16 protein-coding genes are annotated in these 18,256 nt (G+C 50.2%); 7 read left to right on the forward strand and 9 right to left on the reverse strand.

What is annotated here, in order from left to right; genetic code table 11:
• Nucleotides 1-565: 565 nt before the first annotated feature.
• Nucleotides 566-1,342: an indole-3-glycerol phosphate synthase TrpC gene (gene trpC / locus NZM05_09985; protein MCS7013942.1), complete on the reverse strand. Its 777-nt coding sequence runs from the start codon at nucleotides 1,340-1,342 to the stop codon at nucleotides 566-568.
• A 180-nt stretch (nucleotides 1,343-1,522) separates the two neighbouring features.
• On the opposite strand from trpC, the gene NZM05_09990 reads away from it, so the two are divergent.
• Nucleotides 1,523-1,810, forward strand: a complete 288-nt coding sequence (locus NZM05_09990) for a hypothetical protein (GenBank protein ID MCS7013943.1) — start codon at nucleotides 1,523-1,525, stop codon at nucleotides 1,808-1,810.
• On the opposite strand, the gene NZM05_09995 is transcribed toward NZM05_09990, so the two are convergent.
• Nucleotides 1,800-3,011, reverse strand: a complete 1,212-nt coding sequence (locus NZM05_09995) for a glycosyltransferase family 2 protein (protein MCS7013944.1) — start codon at nucleotides 3,009-3,011, stop codon at nucleotides 1,800-1,802. The genes NZM05_09990 and NZM05_09995 overlap by 11 nt on opposite strands.
• 157 nt (nucleotides 3,012-3,168) lie before the next feature.
• Between NZM05_09995 and NZM05_10000 the strand changes: the two genes are divergently transcribed.
• Nucleotides 3,169-5,001 carry a cation:proton antiporter gene (locus NZM05_10000; protein MCS7013945.1) on the forward strand — a complete coding sequence of 611 codons (1,833 nt, stop codon included), beginning with the start codon at nucleotides 3,169-3,171 and terminating at the stop codon, nucleotides 4,999-5,001.
• 45 nt (nucleotides 5,002-5,046) lie between these two features.
• Here NZM05_10000 and NZM05_10005 read toward each other — a convergent pair whose 3' ends face one another.
• Together NZM05_10005 and NZM05_10010 are read right to left on the reverse strand one after the other, a co-directional pair.
• Nucleotides 5,047-6,231: an anhydro-N-acetylmuramic acid kinase gene (locus tag NZM05_10005; protein ID MCS7013946.1), complete on the reverse strand. Its 1,185-nt coding sequence runs from the start codon at nucleotides 6,229-6,231 to the stop codon at nucleotides 5,047-5,049.
• Nucleotides 6,228-7,931, reverse strand: coding sequence for an amidohydrolase (locus NZM05_10010; GenBank protein ID MCS7013947.1), 1,704 nt, complete (start codon nucleotides 7,929-7,931; stop codon nucleotides 6,228-6,230). The genes NZM05_10005 and NZM05_10010 overlap by 4 nt, the downstream gene beginning before the upstream one ends.
• A gap of 249 nt (nucleotides 7,932-8,180) precedes the next feature.
• Here NZM05_10010 and atpA point away from each other — a divergent pair, with 249 nt between their 5' ends.
• From atpA to NZM05_10030, 4 genes are all read left to right on the forward strand, one after another.
• On the forward strand, nucleotides 8,181-9,800 hold the full coding sequence (gene atpA / locus NZM05_10015; protein ID MCS7013948.1) for a F0F1 ATP synthase subunit alpha: 1,620 nt from the start codon (nucleotides 8,181-8,183) through the stop codon (nucleotides 9,798-9,800).
• A gap of 6 nt (nucleotides 9,801-9,806) precedes the next feature.
• Nucleotides 9,807-10,685 (forward strand): ATP synthase F1 subunit gamma, encoded by an 879-nt coding sequence (gene atpG / locus NZM05_10020; GenBank protein ID MCS7013949.1) that lies wholly within the window; start codon nucleotides 9,807-9,809, stop codon nucleotides 10,683-10,685.
• A gap of 130 nt (nucleotides 10,686-10,815) precedes the next feature.
• Nucleotides 10,816-11,295, forward strand: coding sequence for an SRPBCC family protein (locus NZM05_10025; protein ID MCS7013950.1), 480 nt, complete (start codon nucleotides 10,816-10,818; stop codon nucleotides 11,293-11,295).
• A 102-nt stretch (nucleotides 11,296-11,397) separates the two neighbouring features.
• A complete protein-coding gene (locus NZM05_10030; protein ID MCS7013951.1) occupies nucleotides 11,398-11,766 on the forward strand; it encodes a hypothetical protein in 369 nt (122 codons plus the stop codon).
• A gap of 6 nt (nucleotides 11,767-11,772) precedes the next feature.
• Here the strand turns inward: NZM05_10030 and NZM05_10035 are convergent, their stop codons facing one another.
• From NZM05_10035 to NZM05_10050, 4 genes are all read right to left on the reverse strand, one after another.
• Nucleotides 11,773-13,044 carry a heterodisulfide reductase-related iron-sulfur binding cluster gene (locus tag NZM05_10035; protein MCS7013952.1) on the reverse strand — a complete coding sequence of 424 codons (1,272 nt, stop codon included), beginning with the start codon at nucleotides 13,042-13,044 and terminating at the stop codon, nucleotides 11,773-11,775.
• Between the two features lie 50 nt (nucleotides 13,045-13,094).
• Entirely contained in the window at nucleotides 13,095-14,687 is a 1,593-nt protein-coding gene (nadB, locus tag NZM05_10040; protein ID MCS7013953.1) for an L-aspartate oxidase, read from the reverse strand.
• A gap of 61 nt (nucleotides 14,688-14,748) precedes the next feature.
• Nucleotides 14,749-15,390: a VTT domain-containing protein gene (locus NZM05_10045; GenBank protein MCS7013954.1), complete on the reverse strand. Its 642-nt coding sequence runs from the start codon at nucleotides 15,388-15,390 to the stop codon at nucleotides 14,749-14,751.
• A gap of 62 nt (nucleotides 15,391-15,452) precedes the next feature.
• Entirely contained in the window at nucleotides 15,453-15,920 is a 468-nt protein-coding gene (locus tag NZM05_10050; protein ID MCS7013955.1) for a DUF427 domain-containing protein, read from the reverse strand.
• Between the two features lie 315 nt (nucleotides 15,921-16,235).
• Between NZM05_10050 and NZM05_10055 the strand changes: the two genes are divergently transcribed.
• Nucleotides 16,236-17,474 (forward strand): hypothetical protein, encoded by a 1,239-nt coding sequence (locus NZM05_10055; protein MCS7013956.1) that lies wholly within the window; start codon nucleotides 16,236-16,238, stop codon nucleotides 17,472-17,474.
• Nucleotides 17,475-17,526: 52 nt separating this feature from the next.
• Here NZM05_10055 and NZM05_10060 read toward each other — a convergent pair whose 3' ends face one another.
• The gene (locus NZM05_10060) at nucleotides 17,527-18,237 is read right to left on the reverse strand and encodes a phosphatidate cytidylyltransferase (GenBank protein ID MCS7013957.1); all 711 of its coding nucleotides are present in this window, start codon (nucleotides 18,235-18,237) and stop codon (nucleotides 17,527-17,529) included.
• Between the last annotated feature and the right edge of the window lie 19 nt (nucleotides 18,238-18,256).

An 18,256-nucleotide genomic window follows, 5' to 3' on the forward strand; every position in this document is an offset into this window, starting at 1 on the left:
AACTTTCTTTTCAGTTCTTCGCCGAGCGCCGTGTAACCTTCAGGCTGCGCGTTAGCGCGCGCTCTGAGGTAGTCGTCAAGATTGCTGATTTCTCTAATGCCTACGATTGGGCTGCTTTGAGACGCAGCAGCGGCTGTTTGCGGTGAAGAGGGCGTAGTCAGGTCTGATGCGTCGGGCGTGGTAGGCGCGTTGTCGTTACACCCTGCCGCTGCCAGAAGCGCGGCAAAGAGCGCAACATAGATTATATTATAGACGATTTGCGATTTGCGTGTTCATAGTTGCAATAGTTTAAGTTAGCAAGACTAAAAAAAGAAACAGGGCAGCAGGAGCGAAAAGTCATCACAGCGGGCGATTCAGGCAAGCTAAGGAGACCTCTTGCGCCCAAAGATCCCCGATTTTGCAGGGATTAGTAAAAATTTAATAACGGCTTAACACTTACAGCACAGAAGGCAGCCCGGAGAACATTGCCGAGTAGAAACTGTGGAGAGAGCCTTTGCTCAATCTAAGCAAAGGCATTCATAGACACTTACCGCTCCCTGCTCATTCCTGCGTCTAAAGAATCAAACTACTGCCACTGGTAGTTAAAGTTTTCCTTTTGCAGCAAGCCTTCACCGATGAGCACTGCGTCGAAGCCTGCTTCTTCGATGCGCCGCAGGTCGTCGGTCGTGCGCATTCCGCTTTCTGACACGGTAACCACATTCGGCGGAATTGCTGGCCTCAGGCGTAGCGAAGTTTGAATATCTACCGTGAAGTCCGCTAAGTTGCGGTTGTTAATGCCAATGATTTTGGCACCGCAGTCAAGGGCAAGTTGCAGTTCCGCTTCGGTGTGCACTTCTACCAGTGTTTCCATTGAAAGCGAATGCGCCAGAAACATTAGCTCCTGCAAGCGCAGGCGAGAGAGCGCTGCGACAATCAGCAGAATCGCATCTGCCCCTATCAAGCGCGATTCATACACTTGCGCTTCATCAATAATGAAATCTTTGCGCAACACCGGTCGGTCAAAGGCCTGACGCACGCTACTTAGGTAATCTATGCTGCCTTGAAAAAATTGTTGGTCTGTCAGCACGGAAAAGGCTTTTGCACCCAAAGCATAATAGGTTTGCGCTAAATCCATTGGGTTGAAATTTTCAACCATTACACCACGCGAGGGCGAGGCTTTTTTCAGCTCCGCAATCAGCCGCAATGGCGAGGCAGGTGCACGACGCAGCGCCGCATAGAAACGACGCGTTGCAGGCAACTCTGATGATAGTGCCTTGTAGCGCGCTTCAATGTTTGCAGCTTTCAGCAGTGCGACCTCTGTGCGCTTAACTTCCAGGATTTTATGCAAAATGTTTTCGGCCATACTGGCTCTTTGCAGCACTGTGCGATAGCTCCTTTGGCTTGAAATCTTCCCCTTCTTTCAAGGGGTCGCTGTCCTTACTAGTGCATCTTTTGCGAAAATTCAAAGATTCATAAATTTTGCCACTCCGCCAAAAGACAGCCGTAAGTTTTGTGAGGCACAACCTGACAATCGTTAGGCACTATGAGTCATCACACTGTTCCCAAAGAGTACATTGAGAAAGTTTTTTTGCAATACTACGCAGACGGGCGGAAGGGCGAGTTTTTCCTTGCTGACAACTACAACAACCTCAAAGGCTTTCGCCCGATGATCGAGACTAACACAAAGAAAATCAAAGATGTAGCGGTCAGTTTGGTGCGTGCAGGTTTTCTAACTGGTAAAATCAACCGCGACGACCGCGAAATTACCGTTACCATCTCAGGCATCACGCCAGAGGGACTTAAATACCTCCGCTCGATTTCTAACTACTAACACGTTCCATCGTTTTCTTGGGTTGTGCTGCTTTCTGAAGCATCGCAACTGGGTAGAATGTGCCTCGCCACTCTACCCCACCTTGCAGTGTGATTTTGACAGCGGAGCGAATGAGTGCGTAAAGAAACAACAAGGCTGCAATTGGGTGCAGCAGCGTAATGCGTGCGGCTTTTTGCCAACTTCTGCCAAGCGTCCAGTAGATTAGAAAAATCATCAGCACGGAGCCTAGTGCGCAGGCTTTGATCCACCTGCTTTCTGAGAAAAAAAGCCAATACGGCGCCACAAGACCAAATAGCGTCCCGATAACGCCCAGTCCTACCCAAAGCCAAGAAAAGTTGATGCCCGGAAATGCACTGCGTTCTACGCCACGCAGATTATCCCAAAGCCCTTCGCGCCAGCGCACGCTAATTAAGCGATTCGCTCGCACCACATGCGTGCACTCGCCCAGCTGCTTGACCCAGTAGCCGAGTTTTACATCGTCATCAACCGTTGCTTTTAGCACATCGTGTGTGCCAATTTTTTCATACAGCGCACGCTCAATAAAGTTGAACGCACCTACCCCAATGTAGGCTTTGCGATTCTTCGGGTTGCGTGCACCGCTTGGACTGAATTTCCAAGTAAAGAGAAAGCCAAAGAGTGCTATGAAGGCTTCTTCCATTGCATGTTCCGTCTCCATTTTGGGATAGGCGACAATGTGCTTTGCCCCTGTGCTACGAGCATACTGCACCGTGCGCGCAATCATCTCAGGATGAAAGAAAATGTCGGCATCGGTGAACAGCAGATACTCGCCCGATGCTTGCTCATAGCCCAGCTTGTTAGCATAATTTTTGCCTAGCCAACCCTCAGGTAAGTGCGACACCTGAACGAACTTCAGGTGTGGATGCTGCGCCGCCAGCTCACGCAGAATATCGCCTGTTGCATCACTGGAGCGATCATCTATTGCAATGATTTCTAAGTGTGGATAGGTCTGCCTTAGCAAAGTTTGCATAGCTGCGCGCAGCCTTTTTGCTTCGTTGCGTGCTGGCACAATCACGCTTACCATCGGCAAGTCAGTGCGTGCTTCACAAGGCGGCAAGGCGTGGAGGTCGGGCATATCGCGGCGCATTTTTAGAGCACGAACCCAAAAGCCTACCCACGCAAGAAAAATAGTGAGCGAGAATACTTCCCAGAAGTGAAGCGGCAAAGCAGCGCTGAGGTTCATTTGTGCGTCGCTCTCAAAATTTACTTGCGCACCTACTAACGCCTATTCTGCCTACCAAATTTCCAGCGCAAGAATGACTTGAAAACGATTAGCCAAAGTCGTAGGTTTCCCTCAGTGAGCGCTTCCCAGAGGCTTTGAGAACGGAGCTAAGCACTCTATGCATGACTTTGAGTTTCTACGCGAGTTGGTCATTATCAGCGCCGCTGCCTTAGTGATTGTGCTCATTTTCCAGCGCCTCAAAATTCCTTCGGTTATTGGGCTGATTGTAACTGGTATTTTGTTAGGGCAGTCAGGTTTGAAGGTGATAGAAGATGTCTCGCTGATTAGCACGCTTGCAGAACTTGGCGTGATACTTCTGCTTTTTGCAATTGGCTTAGAATTTTCCATTGAAGAGCTGAGGCGACTCTCCCGCATTGTCGTCTTTGGCGGACTTTTCCAAGTGCTGCTTACAGGCGTCATTGTCGGTAGCTTGGCATATTGGCTCCTATCCACGATTGGCGTTCAGATGAGTTGGCAAGCCGCTGCGCTCATTGGTATGTCGCTGGCGGTGAGCAGCACGGCTATCTGTCTGAAGCTGCTTTCTGACCGCAATGAGCTTTTTCTGCCACACGGCAAAATTGCTTTGGGCATTCTCATCTTTCAGGATATTGCGATTGTGCCGATGATGATTGGCGTGAGCTTTCTTTCTCCTTACAGCGAGCAATCATTTGAGAAGATTTTGCGAGAGTTAGGCTTGCTTGTGCTTTTCTCGCTTGGCATTGTGGGGGCTTTTCGCTTAGTTATGCCACGCCTGACACGGCTACTGGCTTCTATCAATGCCAAAGAGGTTTTGGTGCTCGGTGCACTTTTGCTTTGCTTTGGCTCAGCCTACCTCACTTCGCTTGCTGGGCTATCGCTAGCGCTAGGCGCGTTTATCGCTGGCGTGATTATTTCCAGCACCGACGAAAGCCATGCGATTGCTGAAGCGATTGAACCTATGCGCGATGCGCTGACCAGTCTTTTTTTCGTCTCGGTTGGCTTGCTGCTCAATGTGGAACTAAGTGAGCTGCCGCTTTATCTGCTTTTAGCTGCAGCTGTTCTGATTGTCAATGCTACACTGGCGACGTTGGTTGGGCTGGCTCTAGGTTACTCGCTCCAAGTCAGTATGATGGCTGGCATGGTGCTTGCGCAGGTCGGCGAGTTTTCCTTCGTTCTTGCCAAAATCGGGAAAGTGGAAGGCATCATTAGCAATGAAGTCTATCAAGGAATGTTGGCGGTAATTGTTGTGACGATGATTGTCACGCCTGCCTTGATTGCTTTGGCGCCACGTGTGGCGGAGCGACTTGCACCGTCGCTGGAGTTTATTCCACTGCATGCCGACGGCACTCACCCTGAAGCCGACCGCTTGCTTCAAGCGCAACCTCAGAGCGAAACGGAGGTCTTGAATCCACATGTGGTCATCATTGGTTACGGTGAAAATGGTCGGAATATCGCCAGCGTGCTCCAAGCCACAAATGTGCGACACACCATTCTGGACAACGACAAAGACAATGTCGAGCGTGCAAAGCAAGCGGGTTTAAACAACATCTTCTACGGCGAGGCGACTTCACGGCAAGCGCTCACGCGTGCTGGCGTTCGTGTCGCACAAGCTGTCGTTATCGGCATCTCAGATTACAGCGATGTTGGAAAGGTTATCAAAACTGTGCGAGAGCTTAATCCCAAAGCTTTCGTTATTGTGCGCACCCGCAGCCTTGCTAATGTGCCTAAGCTCTACGCAGCTGGCGCTAGTGAGGTGGTAACGGAGAAATTTGAAACGTCCATTCAGATTTTCACGCTGCTTTTGCGTCAGTTCGACCTGCCGAGCGAGGTCATCATGGAGCAGCAAGAAATCATTCGTCGTGAGTGTTGCAAGATTTTCACAGAACAGCAGACTGCTGAGAGCCGAAAAAAGTCGCCCGAAACACCTGCTACGCTACAAACCGAGCTGCATACTTCTCGCCTTCAATCCTAAGTAAATGCGCCCTATGCAGTGTCCTAAATGCTTTGCTTCTCCTCTTTAGCTTAGAGGGAAGCCCGCTGGCAGCGTGAGCTTTCCCAAAATAGCGGGGGTCGTGAGCGCTGCACTTTGGCACGAAAGGAAGGCATCACCCAAGACAGCAAACAGTACGGCTTCCTTTGCTTTAGCTGGGATTGAACTTACCGCATTGCTTTTCTTCAGCGTAGCGATTTCAGGCAACGCTTCTCTGAGAAAGCGCATCAAAGTTGGATTTTCTGCTCCACCCCCCGACACCAGCATTTCATCTACTGCACAGCGTGACAAGACAAATGCTCGCACTTGCTTTGCAACGCTTTCAGCTGTTAGTGCGGTCAGCGTAGCCAAGATATCGTAGTTGCTTAAACCGTTACGCTGGCACAGTGATAGAATGCGTTCCAGATAGGCTTCGCTGAAGTATTCGCGTCCAGTTGATTTCGGTGGTGCTTTGCGGTAGTAAGGGTCTTGCAGAAGTTCGGTTAGCACTTTTCGAGCAGGGGTGCCTTGCGCGGCAAGGTTTCCTCCTTTATCGAAGGGCTTTCCAAAAAGCCGCTGCGAGGCAGCGTCCAGAAACACATTGCCTGGACCGCAGTCAAAGAAAATGAGGTCTTGTTTGTCGGCGAAGGGCTTGAGTGCAGTCAAGTTTGCGATACCGCCAATGTTTAGCAGCACACGGCCGATAGGCTGTTTGCCGTAGAGCAACCAGTCTAAGTATGGGGCAAGCGGCGCCCCTTCACCGCCCATTGCGACATCGGCGACACGAAAGTCGGAAATAACAGGCACGCCGACGCGATTGGCAATGACCGCCGCTTCGCCCAACTGCAAAGTTGAGCGCACCTTATGCTTCCCAATGCGCTGCTGCTCAGGTTGATGCCAGAAAGTTTGCCCATGCGATGCCACAAAATCCAGCTTCTCTACTTTGAAAGCCGTCTTGAACGTCAAAATTGCTTCTGCAAAAAGCTCACCGATGAGAAAATTTAACTGAGACAGTTCTGGCAAGCGTGCGGCGTCAGGTGAAAAGTTCTTTATGATGCGCTGGCGCAAGGCAGGTGCAATTGGATATGTCTCAAAGCTTAGCAACTCTATTTTCAGCGACCCTGAGCGGCGTACAAGGTGCACATAACCGACATCAATGCCATCCACTGATGTGCCTGATAAGACGCCTATCCCGAATCGCTCTTTTTGGCGAAGCAGCGACAAAAGGCTCATTGCAGCCCGTTCTCATAGACGACTTTGCCGCCCACGATAGTGCAAAGCACTTTTGTAGAGAGGATTTCCTCATCAGGAATCGTGAGCAGGTTTTTGGAGAGCACCACCACATCAGCCAGCTTGCCCACCTTCAGTGAGCCTTTTAAGTGCTCCTCAAAGGCGGCGTAAGCTGGAGCGAGGGTATAGGAGCGCAAGGCTTCCAAGCGCGTCATTGCTTGGTCGCCGAAGAACACGCTGCCATCTTTCAATTTGCGCGTTACAGCTGCGTAAAAGCATGCAATTGGGTTAATGTCCTCAACAGGTGCATCTGTGCCGTTGGAGACGACCGCACCTGTTTGCAGAAGCTTTTTCCAAACATATGCACCCGCTTGCGCCCGCAGTTCAGAGAGCCGCTTTAGCACAAACGGTGCATCGGAGGTTGCATGCACGGCTTGCATTGATGCAATCACGCCCAGCTTGGCAAAGCGTGGAATGTCGGCTTCATCGAGATGTTGTGCGTGTTCAATGCGCCAGCGTAAGTTCTGACCGTTTTGACCGAAGGTCTGCTCGTAGATGTTGAGTACCTCTCGATTTGCGCGATCTCCGATTGCATGCGTGCATAGCTGAAAGCCATTTTTCAAGGCAAGTGCTGCAGTTGCACGAATCTCCTCAATAGAACGCACTGCCTGACCTGTGCTGCTTGGCAAATCGCTGTAGGGCTGCAATAGCCATGCACCATGCGAGCCTAATGCTCCGTCCATATACTCTTTGATAGCGCGCACCGTCAAATGATGCTTGGCGTAGCCAATCAGGCGATACTGCGGCAAGCGTTCAGCCAGCTTCGTTTCACGAGCACTCACCATTACCCAAAGTCGAATTGGCAGCTCGCCCTTGTCAGCCATATCTTTCAGGCGGTCAATCGTCTCAAACGAAGAGCCTGCGTCTTGAAAGCTGGTTACACCTTTGGAGAGTGCTTCAGCAATTGCAAGGCGAATTGCTTGGCGCTCAGCAGAATCAATTTCTGCAGGGGTGCGGCGTGCAAGGTCGGCTTGATAGGCCTGCTCAATTAGACTCTGTGCAGTTTCCTGAAAAATGCCAATTGCGTTGCCGTTTCGGTCGCGCCAGATAGTTCCGCCTACGGGGCTTGGCGTCTCTTTGCTGATGCGTGCCAGCTCCATGGCTTTTTTATTCGCAAAGAGCAAATGACCACTGGCGTGGCGCAAGAGCACAGGGTGATTAGGCGAGACAGCACTAATTAGGTCATGCGTAGGGTAGCCATCCACATTTGGCTCTGGCATGCGTTCAAACTTTTCTTGATGCCAACCCCGCCCTATAATCCAAGTGCCTGCTGGCAGTTTCTCTGCTGCGGCTTTCACCATCTCTGCCACCTCTTGCCAATCTTTGACTCGACTTAGCTTCAGAATAGTCTGTGCTTGCCCCAGTCCCACCAGATGTGCATGCCCCTCGATGAAGCCGGGCATTGCAAACTTGCCTTGCAGGTCTATTACTCGAGTGCGCGCCCCGATAAACTTTCGAATCTCATCATTTTTTCCCAACGCCAGAATTGTGTCACCTGCGGCGGCTAAAGCCTCTACCTCTGGCTGAGTTTCTTCCAGCGTAATGATTTTGCCATTTAGCAAGACTAACTCTGCTGATGGTGGAGATGCGTGACAAGCAGCCAGCAGCAGCACTGTCATGTAAGCAAGCAGCGAAGGCTTCATTTGCTTCAAAAGGTTTGATAGGTTAAGAGTTGCCACACCAGTGACTATGCAGAGAACGCAAAAGTGCTCCTTTACCCTACTTTTAGTAGCGCTTTGCGTTAGCGACAAGATTTATTTAACTTTGTGCTTTGTTGCGCATAAAGAGACGCTCTCAGCCTCACGAACAGAGCTTTTAGAGCGACACAAAACGCGTAGGCGAAATTTGCATCATTTTTCAACTCAAATCAACGCCTTTAACTCTAAACGACAATGACCACTACAGCAGTCCGACCCGATGAGGTCTCCGCAATTCTTCGCCGGCAGCTCTCTGGCTTCGAATCCGAAGCCGATCTATACGAAGTCGGCACCGTCTTGCAAGTTGGCGACGGTATTGCGCGCATCTATGGGCTTTCTAAAGTGATGGCTGGCGAACTGGTAGAGTTTCCCAACAATGTGATGGGAATGGTGCTTAATCTCGAGGAAGACAATGTCGGTGCCGTTTTGTTTGGCGATTCGGAGCTGGTGCGAGAGGGAGACATTGTCAAGCGCACACGCATTTTGGCATCGATTCCGGTTGGCGAGGCAATGTTGGGTCGTGTGATTAACCCACTGGGTCAGCCTATTGATGGCAAAGGTCCGATTGAAACCAAACTGCGCCTTCCTTTGGAGCGTCGTGCGCCGGGCGTTATCTACCGCGAACCTGTAAAAGAGCCTTTGCAAACCGGCATTAAGGCGATCGACTCAATGATTCCAATTGGGCGTGGGCAGCGCGAGCTAATTATCGGCGACCGTCAAACTGGTAAAACTGCCGTTGCAATTGATACCATCATCAATCAAGCGCGCATCAATCGCAGCCTGCCCCCTGAACGCAAAAATGAAACTATGCACTGCATTTATGTAGCGGTCGGTCAGAAAGGTTCATCCGTCGCTCAAGTGGTTGGCACGCTCGAGAAGTATGGCGCAATGGAATACACGACGGTAATTTCAGCGACCGCCTCTGACCCTGCACCAATGCAGTTCATCGCTCCATTTGCTGGCGCAGCGCTAGGCGAGTATTTTCGAGATACTGGTCGGCACGCCTTAGTGATTTACGATGACCTCTCTAAACAAGCCGTTGCCTACCGTCAAGTTTCTTTGCTTCTGCGCCGTCCTCCAGGGCGCGAAGCCTATCCGGGTGATGTTTTCTACCTGCACTCGCGGCTCTTGGAACGCGCCGCTAAAATTCACCGTGATGACAAAATTGCTCAAGCGATGAACGACCTGCCTGAAGCGATTCGCCCCTTTGTCAAAGGTGGCGGTTCGCTCACAGCGTTGCCCATCATTGAAACTCAAGCAGGCGATGTCTCAGCATATATCCCGACAAATGTGATCTCTATCACCGATGGGCAAATCTATCTGGAATCCAATCTCTTCAACGCAGGCGTTCGTCCTGCTATCAACGTTGGCATCTCGGTCTCGCGCGTGGGTGGCAATGCGCAAATCAAAGCAATGAAAAAAGTCGCAGGCACTTTGCGCTTGGATTTGGCACAGTATCGCTCGCTGGAAGCTTTTGCAAAATTTGGTTCTGACCTCGATAAGGCGACGCAAGCGCAATTGACACGCGGCGCTCGTTTGGTTGAAATCTTAAAGCAGGGGCAGTATTCACCTGTGCCTGTTGAGGAGCAAGTCGTCTCCATTTTCGTTGGCACCAGTGGCTTTCTGGACAGCCTACCCCTCAATCTGGTGCGGCGCTTTGAGGCAGAGTTTCTGCAAAATGTGCGCGACACGCACCCTGAAATTTTGCAGACTATTGTGGAAAAGAAGGAACTAACCGATGATATTGCTAAGCAAATTAAGGACCTCGCAAAGAGTTACGTGGAAGTCTTCAAAACAAAGTATCAAGTCAAGTAGTCTGATATGGCCACGCTTAGAGAACTTCGCACGCGCATTAAGGGCATTCGCAACACGCAGCAGGTAACTAAGGCAATGCGAATGGTTGCCGCTGCTAAGCTCCGTCGCTCGCAAGACCGGGCGATTGCTGCCCGCCCATATGCCAACGCCCTAAAGAAAATGTTGGCTTCAATTGTCGCAAAAATCGATGTCTCCGAATTCTCGCTGCTCACCCCGCGTCCAGTTACCAAACGCATTCTGGCAGTTGTCGTCGCAGCCGATAGAGGGCTATGCGGCGCCTTTAATGCCAACTTGCTCAAAATGGCTCGGGAGACCTTTCAAGGTGAGTATCAAGAATGGGCGGCTAAGAACAACTTGCTGGTTATGCCCGTTGGACGCCGAAGTGTGGATTTCTTTGCCAAGCAACCGTATCCAGTCGTTGAGCGTTTTTCGGGTGTTTTCCAGAAGCTGGAGTTTGAGACAGCCAAAGCGATTGCTGACAAAGCAACTGCGCTCTACGCCAGTGGGGAGGTCGATCGCGTGGTGCTTTTCTACAATGAGTTCAAAACCGTGCTTGCACCACAGTTGCGAAAGGAGGTCTTTTTGCCGATTGAACCGCCTAAGACCCAGCCCACTTTATCGGGTGATTATATCTTTGAACCAGACCCAACAGAAATTATCGGACAACTTTTGCCGCTCTATCTTGCCAATCAAATTTGGCGGATGCTGCTTGAATCCAACGCTGCTGAACAAGCCGCACGGATGACTGCAATGGATGCTGCCTCTAACAATGCTAAAGAGCTACTGCGCATCTTAGGCATTACTTACAACCGCGTGCGTCAAGCCTCTATCACCAAAGAAATCATTGAAATCATCAGCGGCGCTGATGCCTTGCAGAACAAATAGCGACCTTGCCGCAAAGAAGGGCAGCGGTCTCTGCCCTTCTTCTCCCTCTCTCATTTGCACCAAGCCGAAACGGTTTAAGCAAGTCTAAGTGTTGCAGCGTTTAGACATTCATTAACCCAAGTGATAGGTTATGCACACATATCAACGCTCTATCGTTATTGATGCGCCGATTGAGGTGGTCTTTCACTTTCACGACGACCCAGCCAATCTTCTTAAAATCACGCCGAAAGATGTCAAGGTTGAGCTTTTAGGTGCAACACCTGCAGGTAAGGGACAGCGTGTGAGTATTATGGTAGTGCAGTTTGGGTTTTTCAAGAGTCGCTGGGATGTGGAAATTACGGAGTATGAACCACCCTATCGAATGGTAGATGTGGCTCACCACAGTCCTTTTCGAAAGTGGCGGCAAGAGCGGCGCTTTGAGAAACTAGGTGACCGCAAAACCAAAATGACCGACTACATTGAGTATGAGCTTCCCGTAGAAGCCCTTGCAAATATTTTTGCAGGCAAGCTAATTGAGCACGAAGTCGACAAAATGTTCCGATTCCGACAAGCCCGCACCAAAGCCCTCATCGAAGAAAGTATGCAAGCTCGCACCGCTATTGCGATTTAAGTGAAACGATTTCTTAACGCTCAGGACTTGAAAACTAATCAGGACTTGAAAACTAACCCCAAGAAGCGTTAAATTTTGGCACAACTTACCTCGCAAAGGACTATGTCTGACACACAGGAAAGAGGTGGCCTCACGCCACAAGAGTGGAAAGACTTGCAGATTCAAATTGCGGAACTCTTTGACATCACGCTTAAATACTCTGAAATTGTAGCCAAAGAAAGCGACAAAGTTTGGGACAAAGACCGACCCAAATTTGTCAAGCGAAAAGACGTCTCGGTCGACGAAGCACTGGCTGAATACCAGCGCAAGCTCAAGCAATTTGAAGATGAACGCCAGCAAGCCTACGCCAAAAACTATAGCCGCGTCAAAGCCGATAGCTTCGACCGTGTCGTGAAGATTGAAAAATATGTAGAGCGGCTGGCAGCAGCGGTTGGCGTAAATTTCTCCGTTGACCCCGAGCGCAAAAAGTAAGTTTCCTCAGAGCCGCAGTGCTGAGGCAAGGTGCATTGCTCTAACTTTGCTGCTGATTTGCCGTAGCCCGTATTGCAACTGTAGAAGGCAGCCTGGGTTTGCCGTTACCACAATTTCAGCACCTGTGCGTGCAATTGCTCGTAGCTTTTCTTCCAAAAGTTGCTCAGATAGTTTCGGCTGCAGCAGGTTGTAGATACCTGCACTACCACAGCATTGTGGCGAGTTCAGTTCAACAATGCGTCCAAATTTTCGCTGCAATAGCTCGCGCGGTTCACGGCGGATTTTCTGCCCATGCTCCAAGTGGCAAGCATCTTGATAGGTAATGCTCGCTCTAACCTGCTTTGGCTCAAAATTTCGCGCCAGCAACACTTCTGACATGTCGCGCACGCGGCGTGCGAGGGCAGTTGCCTTGGCATATTCTGGCTCATCTGGTGAAAAAAGCTGAGCATAATGCTTCATCATTGCGCCGCAGCCTGCAGAATTCACCACAATTAGTTCCTCGCCCGCAAATGCGTGCAGATTTGCTCTTGCCATCGCTTTTGCTTCCTCGAGAAAGCCATTGTGCGCATTTAGTGCTCCACAGCACACTTGCGACTTTGGTACAATCACGCTAAGCCCCACACTCTGCAGCAGCGCTACGGTGTCCCAATGCACATCGGCAAACGCTGTGTTCATAATGCAGCCCGAAAGAAAGAGCACGCGCTCGCCCTTCGCTGGCTCTGGATTTCGGTAGCTTTCATCGAAAAACTGCAGCGAGAAAGTGGGTGCAAGTCGGTAGAGCCGTCGCAAGTTTTTGGGCAGGAGTTTTTCTACTGGCCAGCGTTGTGTCAGCGCTATCAAACGCGAGATGCGCTTGAAGCGAGTAGGGTATGGGAAAAGCCACTTCATTGCCAGCGCAAGCAAGCGCACTTCGAGCATGGGTCGCTTCATTTGCGTCTTCAGCACCAGCGTCTTTGCGGACTCAAAAATTTTCTCATACTCTACGCCTGCTGGGCACGCTGTCTGACAAGCCAGACACCCTAAGCAGGTATTAATGGCTTCGGCAATATCGGCTATCGATTCACTTGGCAAAAGCTGACCCTCAAAGAGTGCACGCGTTAGCTGAATGCGACCACGTGGCGAATAACGCTCAAGTTCAGTCAGGCTGTATGTAGGACAGTGTGGCAGACAAAAGCCACATTGCATACAGTTTAAGAGCATTTCATCGGTAACCAGTGGCAAGGTAGGCAAGGCGATTCTTGCTCCGCTATCATTCGTGTCGTCATCTGTCTCTGGCATATTCATTGCGAAGCATTTAACAGAGTGATTTGATGCACTTTCGGTATACCCTAAAATGAGCGAAGCACCGTGTTGCGTAGGTAGTGCTTGTCGTCTCGGTAAGGATAGTCAGTGGTATAATGCAAGCCTCTTGATTCACGGCGTTTGATTGCGCTTTCAATGATGAGTTTTGCTACTTTGATAATGTTACGCAGTTCCAATAAGCCTTCAGAGACTTTGGTGCGCTTGTAGTAGGCTTCGGTTTCTTCTTTGAGAAATTCAATCCGTCGGCGTGCCCGCTCCAAGCGCAAGTCGCTGCGCACAATCCCTACATAATCATTCATTACTTGCTGCACTTCTTTTCGGTTATGTGAAATGAGCACCCATTCTTCAGGTGATTCTGTACCACTTTCGTCCCAGTCGGGAAAATCGCTACGAATTGAGACAGACTTGAAATTCTGGCATAAGTCTAAGTACGCACGATGTGAAAACACCAGTGCTTCCAGCAGCGAATTGCTTGCAAGCCGATTTGCGCCATGCACGCCTGTGCATGCTGCTTCTCCAGAGGCATAGAGGCGGTTGAGTGTGGTGCGAGCAAACAGGTCAGTTGCCACGCCACCGCACGAATAATGCATTGCCGGTACGACGGGAATAAGCTCCTGCGTGATGTCAATGCCATACATCAAGCAGCGCTCATAAATGTTTGGGAAGTGCTCCTTGATAGCGCTGGCGGGCTTGTGTGTGATGTCCAAATAGACGCATTCATCGCCCAGCTTTTTCATTTCGCTGTCAATTGCACGAGCAACGATATCGCGTGGTGCCAATTCCTTACGCGCATCATACCGCGCCATAAAGGCTTCGCCTTTGGAGTTGCGTAAAATGCCGCCAAATCCGCGCACGGCTTCGCTAATCAAAAATGACTTGGCTTTTGGGTGATAGAGCGAGGTAGGGTGAAATTGAATGAACTCCATATTGTGAATCTCTGCACCTGCTCGATACGCCATGGCGATGCCGTCGCCTGTTGCAATCTCTGGATTGGTCGTATGCTGATAGACTTGCCCGCACCCGCCTGTTGCCAGCATTGTAAAGCGCGAGAGAATTTTCTTGAACCGCCCTGTCTTAGTATCCAGCGCATATGCACCATAGCAAGTGATGTCGTTGGTTTTCCTGCGCAGGTGATGCTCTGTAATCAGCTCAATTGCGATATGGTGTTCCCAGAGTGTAATATTGGGGGTCTCAGCGACCTTCGCCAGTAGAGCACGCTCAATTTCACGTCCAGTTAAGTCGGCTGCATGCAGAATTCTATTCTTGGAATGCCCACCTTCCCGCACAAGGTGAGGCTCACCATCTTTCATTGTAAATTGCACGCCCATCGCAATCAGTTCTCTGACATGCTCCGGTCCTTCCTTGACGAGCACTTCCACGGCTTCACGATTGCACAGCCCCGCTCCTGCTTCAAGCGTATCTGCAATGTGCAGTTCATATCGATCATCTGGTGCTAGAACTGCTGCAATGCCTCCTTGCGCCCAATTCGTATTGGAATCGGATTGCTCTTTCTTGGTGATTATCAGCACGCTACCAAGCCTTGCAGCACGGAGTGCAAAGAATAGACCTGCAATGCCACTACCAATAACCAGCGTGTCAACCTTGACTTCTTCTGTCATTGCAAGCTATCAGAGAGTGGGTATTTGCAAGTGTGTGCGCCACCGTATTGTGCCTTTGCTCCTATTCTGCTGGTGTTTCAGCTGGAGCTGGCGCCATGTAGCGCTCTCTAATCAGGTGCCAGACTACAGGCAAGAGTGAGATAGCCACTACGACAATGATGACTTTGTCGATATCCTTTGCGATGGTTGGGAAACTCTTGCCTAAGAAGTAGCCCGTGAGTGTCATACTCATTACCCAGAAAATACCCCCGAAGATGTTGTAAGCCGCAAACTTTGGATAGTGCATCTTTGCCACACCTGCCATAGTGGGTGCAAAGGTGCGCACGATTGGCACAAAGCGCGCAAGGATAATTGTTTTGCCGCCGTGCTTGTCGTAAAAGGCTTGAGTTTGCTCCACATACTTGCGTTTGAAGAAGCGGGAGTCTGGTCGGTCAAATAGTGCTGCGCCCGCTCGCCGACCAATGAAATAGCCAGTTGCATCACCCACGATGGCACAGAGTGTCAGCAATCCATTCAGCCACAGGAGGTCAAGGTCGCCACGTGCTGCAAAAATGCCTGCTGTAACCAGAAGCGAGTCGCCGGGTAGAAAGAAACCTGCAAGTAAGCCAGTTTCGGCAAAAATCACGAGCGCCATAATTGCGTAGCCAGCGCTCACAATTGTCTCTGGGGCAATCCAGTGACGCAGCGTAGTTAGAACATCCATTGCTTGAAGCGTTGGTTTAGCGAAACGCAAGATACACAAAACTTTGGATTGCGTGGTGTCTGCTACCACCCCCATGTATCTCTGCCGCCTTTGAAAGGCCCGATGAGGTCACTTGTAATCCATCCACCGTAAAAATCACCAGCTTGAGGGATTACTCTTTCATCATCCACATAACATTCATCTACACGGCTAGCGTAGAATGCAATGTGATTTTTTAGGTCGGCGTAGCGCGGCGTCGGATTTGGATAACTCCACGCTGCATTAGGAGAACTTCTCTTGCCAACCTGCACTGTCCAGTATGCTGCCTCACCTTTAAACTCGCAAAATGACCAATGCGTCGAAGGCTGAAGGTATTGCATCTTAATATCTTCAACCGGAATGTAGTAAGTAGGCGGGTGGCTGGTCTCTAACACTCTAAGGGCACGAGTAGTATCAGCTATTTTCTCGCCTGCAAAGAAGACACGCAGTCTTCGTGCCGTTGGCTCTAAGCGTGGCGGGCGTGGATAGTTCCAAACGCTTTCTTTTTTCACAGTGTCCGTTAATTTTGTGCTCACGACGCATTAGAAAACCAGCAAAGTATGCGGAACGTTTTTTTGAGCTTGATGTGCCTGCTGCTATGCCTGAGCACCACCTCACGCACTTTCGCCCACTGCTGCTCCGCTTTTCCTTTAAGTCTAACATCCTGCCCTATAGCCGTCGCTGACTCACTTCGCAAAAGCAAATTAGCAAAAGATTTCGCCCCATTCTACGCCGAAATAGACCGCATCTACGCTGACGCCCTGACACGCTGGCAGCAGTTCGAGAAACCTTTGCTTGAAAGAACAGCATGCTTAACAGAGCCTGCAATGAAGCGATACATCTATCGCCGTACGGCTGAGGCGAAATCCACACTGGATTCGCTGGTGCGAGCTTTCAAGAAACAGCAACTGGCGCACTTGGATTCCTTGCTGCACACCCTCTCAATGCTGCCGCCACCTATTCAGGAAAAGCAGCTGATTATCCAGAAAGCAGCGGAATTCGAGCGCTTAGAACAATTCCGCGCTCAGTTAGACGCAGAACTGGACACGCTAACTCGCACACTGGCTAGCCATCTTGAAAACCTTATGGCAGTTGAGTTAGCGTTGCAGTCAGCAGCTTTTGGTGCTACTCCGAAGAGCAGTGCTGCCTTACGCACATCTGCGACCGCTGCTTCTGCTGAAGATTCACTTCTTAGCAGTGCCCCTTTGTCGCCACCTACCACTCCTTTGGGCTTCAATTTCAATGTTTCGTTTAGTAGCCAATCTGTATGGTATGGCATTCAGCAAAATGTCATCGCACAAGGTGAAGCAGATGCCATCAGTGGCAGCATCGCAAGCATTTCAGGCACATACACACATCCGACAGGGCTTTGGGGCAGCATAGAGGTAACAGGGCTGTTCGGACAATCTCCATTTGTAGACCAGCTGACGCTCTCAGTTGGTGCAGAACGCACTTTCTTTGAATTCCTCACCGTGGGAGTGCTTTACTCACGCTACTTTTACTCTGCAAACAGTGTGCAGTTTAGCGCTGCCATCTCGGATAATTTAGGGCTGTATTTGACGCTCACTAATCCCATTGTAACGCCCAGCGTGAACTTCAATTACGGCTTTGCACAAGGACCAGATATGACTTTTCTCACCCTAAGCGGTTCGCACACCTTCGTGCTGGAACAATTTTTCGGCGGCCTGCTCTTCATTTCGCCCAGCGCGTATGTTGATTTTGGCTCGCTAGCGCAATACACCATTCAACTGGAACGTCAGAATCGCCCCTTGCCACGCTCCACCTTGCGTAACCAACGGCTTCCTGAATTAACTGCACGGCACTCCGTGAGCTATGCTTTTATGCCACTTAGTGCAACCCTTTCCCTCTCGCTCAGCTATGCGCTCGGCAGTTTTAGCTTTACGCCTGCTATTTCCTATACGCTGCCACTTAATACACCAACCTATACGCTCGAGTTTGTCTTTCCTGCACCGTCTTTCCCGATACGCCCTCCTGCAATTGACTTTCTGAGCGAGCCGCGCACACCACTTTTCTACTTTTCACTTGCCGCTAGCGTCACGCTGTAAGCCACTGGCAGCGAAAGCGGGGTGTTTTCCCACGCGACCTTTAATCGCAGGCTCATACCGCATAGCTGAATCCGATAACTCCGATGGGAATAAGGAAGTTGTCTATTTCCTTCGGGCTAACTGCTTCGACCAGCGTCGCTATCGCACCCAGTGCCATTAAACGCGCAAAGTTCAATTCCTGTGGAATGACCACCCAGACAAAAAAAGCAGCGCCAATGATACCTGCCACAAGCATCGTCAGACTTCCTTCTATGCTCTTCTGACTGAGCAGATGATACTTCAGTTTCCCCATTCGCGTGCCAATTACTGGTGCCAGTCCATCGCCAAAAGTTAGGAAACCCATTGCCGCCACCCCCGCAAAGGTTTTGTAGAACACAGTAGCGCAGATGATTGAAACGATGACGAAGTAAAACGGTCCTTTTAGTAACTCAGTGCGGTCACCTGTGCGGGTCATAATCTTTACCGCTTCATCGTTTTCATCTGCAAAAAAGCCCTTCTGAATTAAGAGGAAGAACCAAATCACTAAAATTGTAATGTTGAGATACTTCGACCAATGTGAATCATCAAGCAGGGCTAAGAATAGCACAAGGCAACCTGCGCCAATGTGCGTGATTTTTCGGCTCAAATCAGGTGCCAGCCCCAGCCGCACTACGCAAAAATTTAACAGCGCAACTAAACTGAACACATACACAACCATTATGGCGGAAATGAGCACGTTGTTCCAAAATGGGGAGAGTCCGAAAAGCGCCAGAAGTGCTGTCATTCTCATTGTCTGTTTCGTT

The organism is Chloroherpetonaceae bacterium (genome assembly GCA_025056565.1).
Taxonomy (GTDB): domain Bacteria; phylum Bacteroidota; class Chlorobiia; order Chlorobiales; family Thermochlorobacteraceae; genus Thermochlorobacter.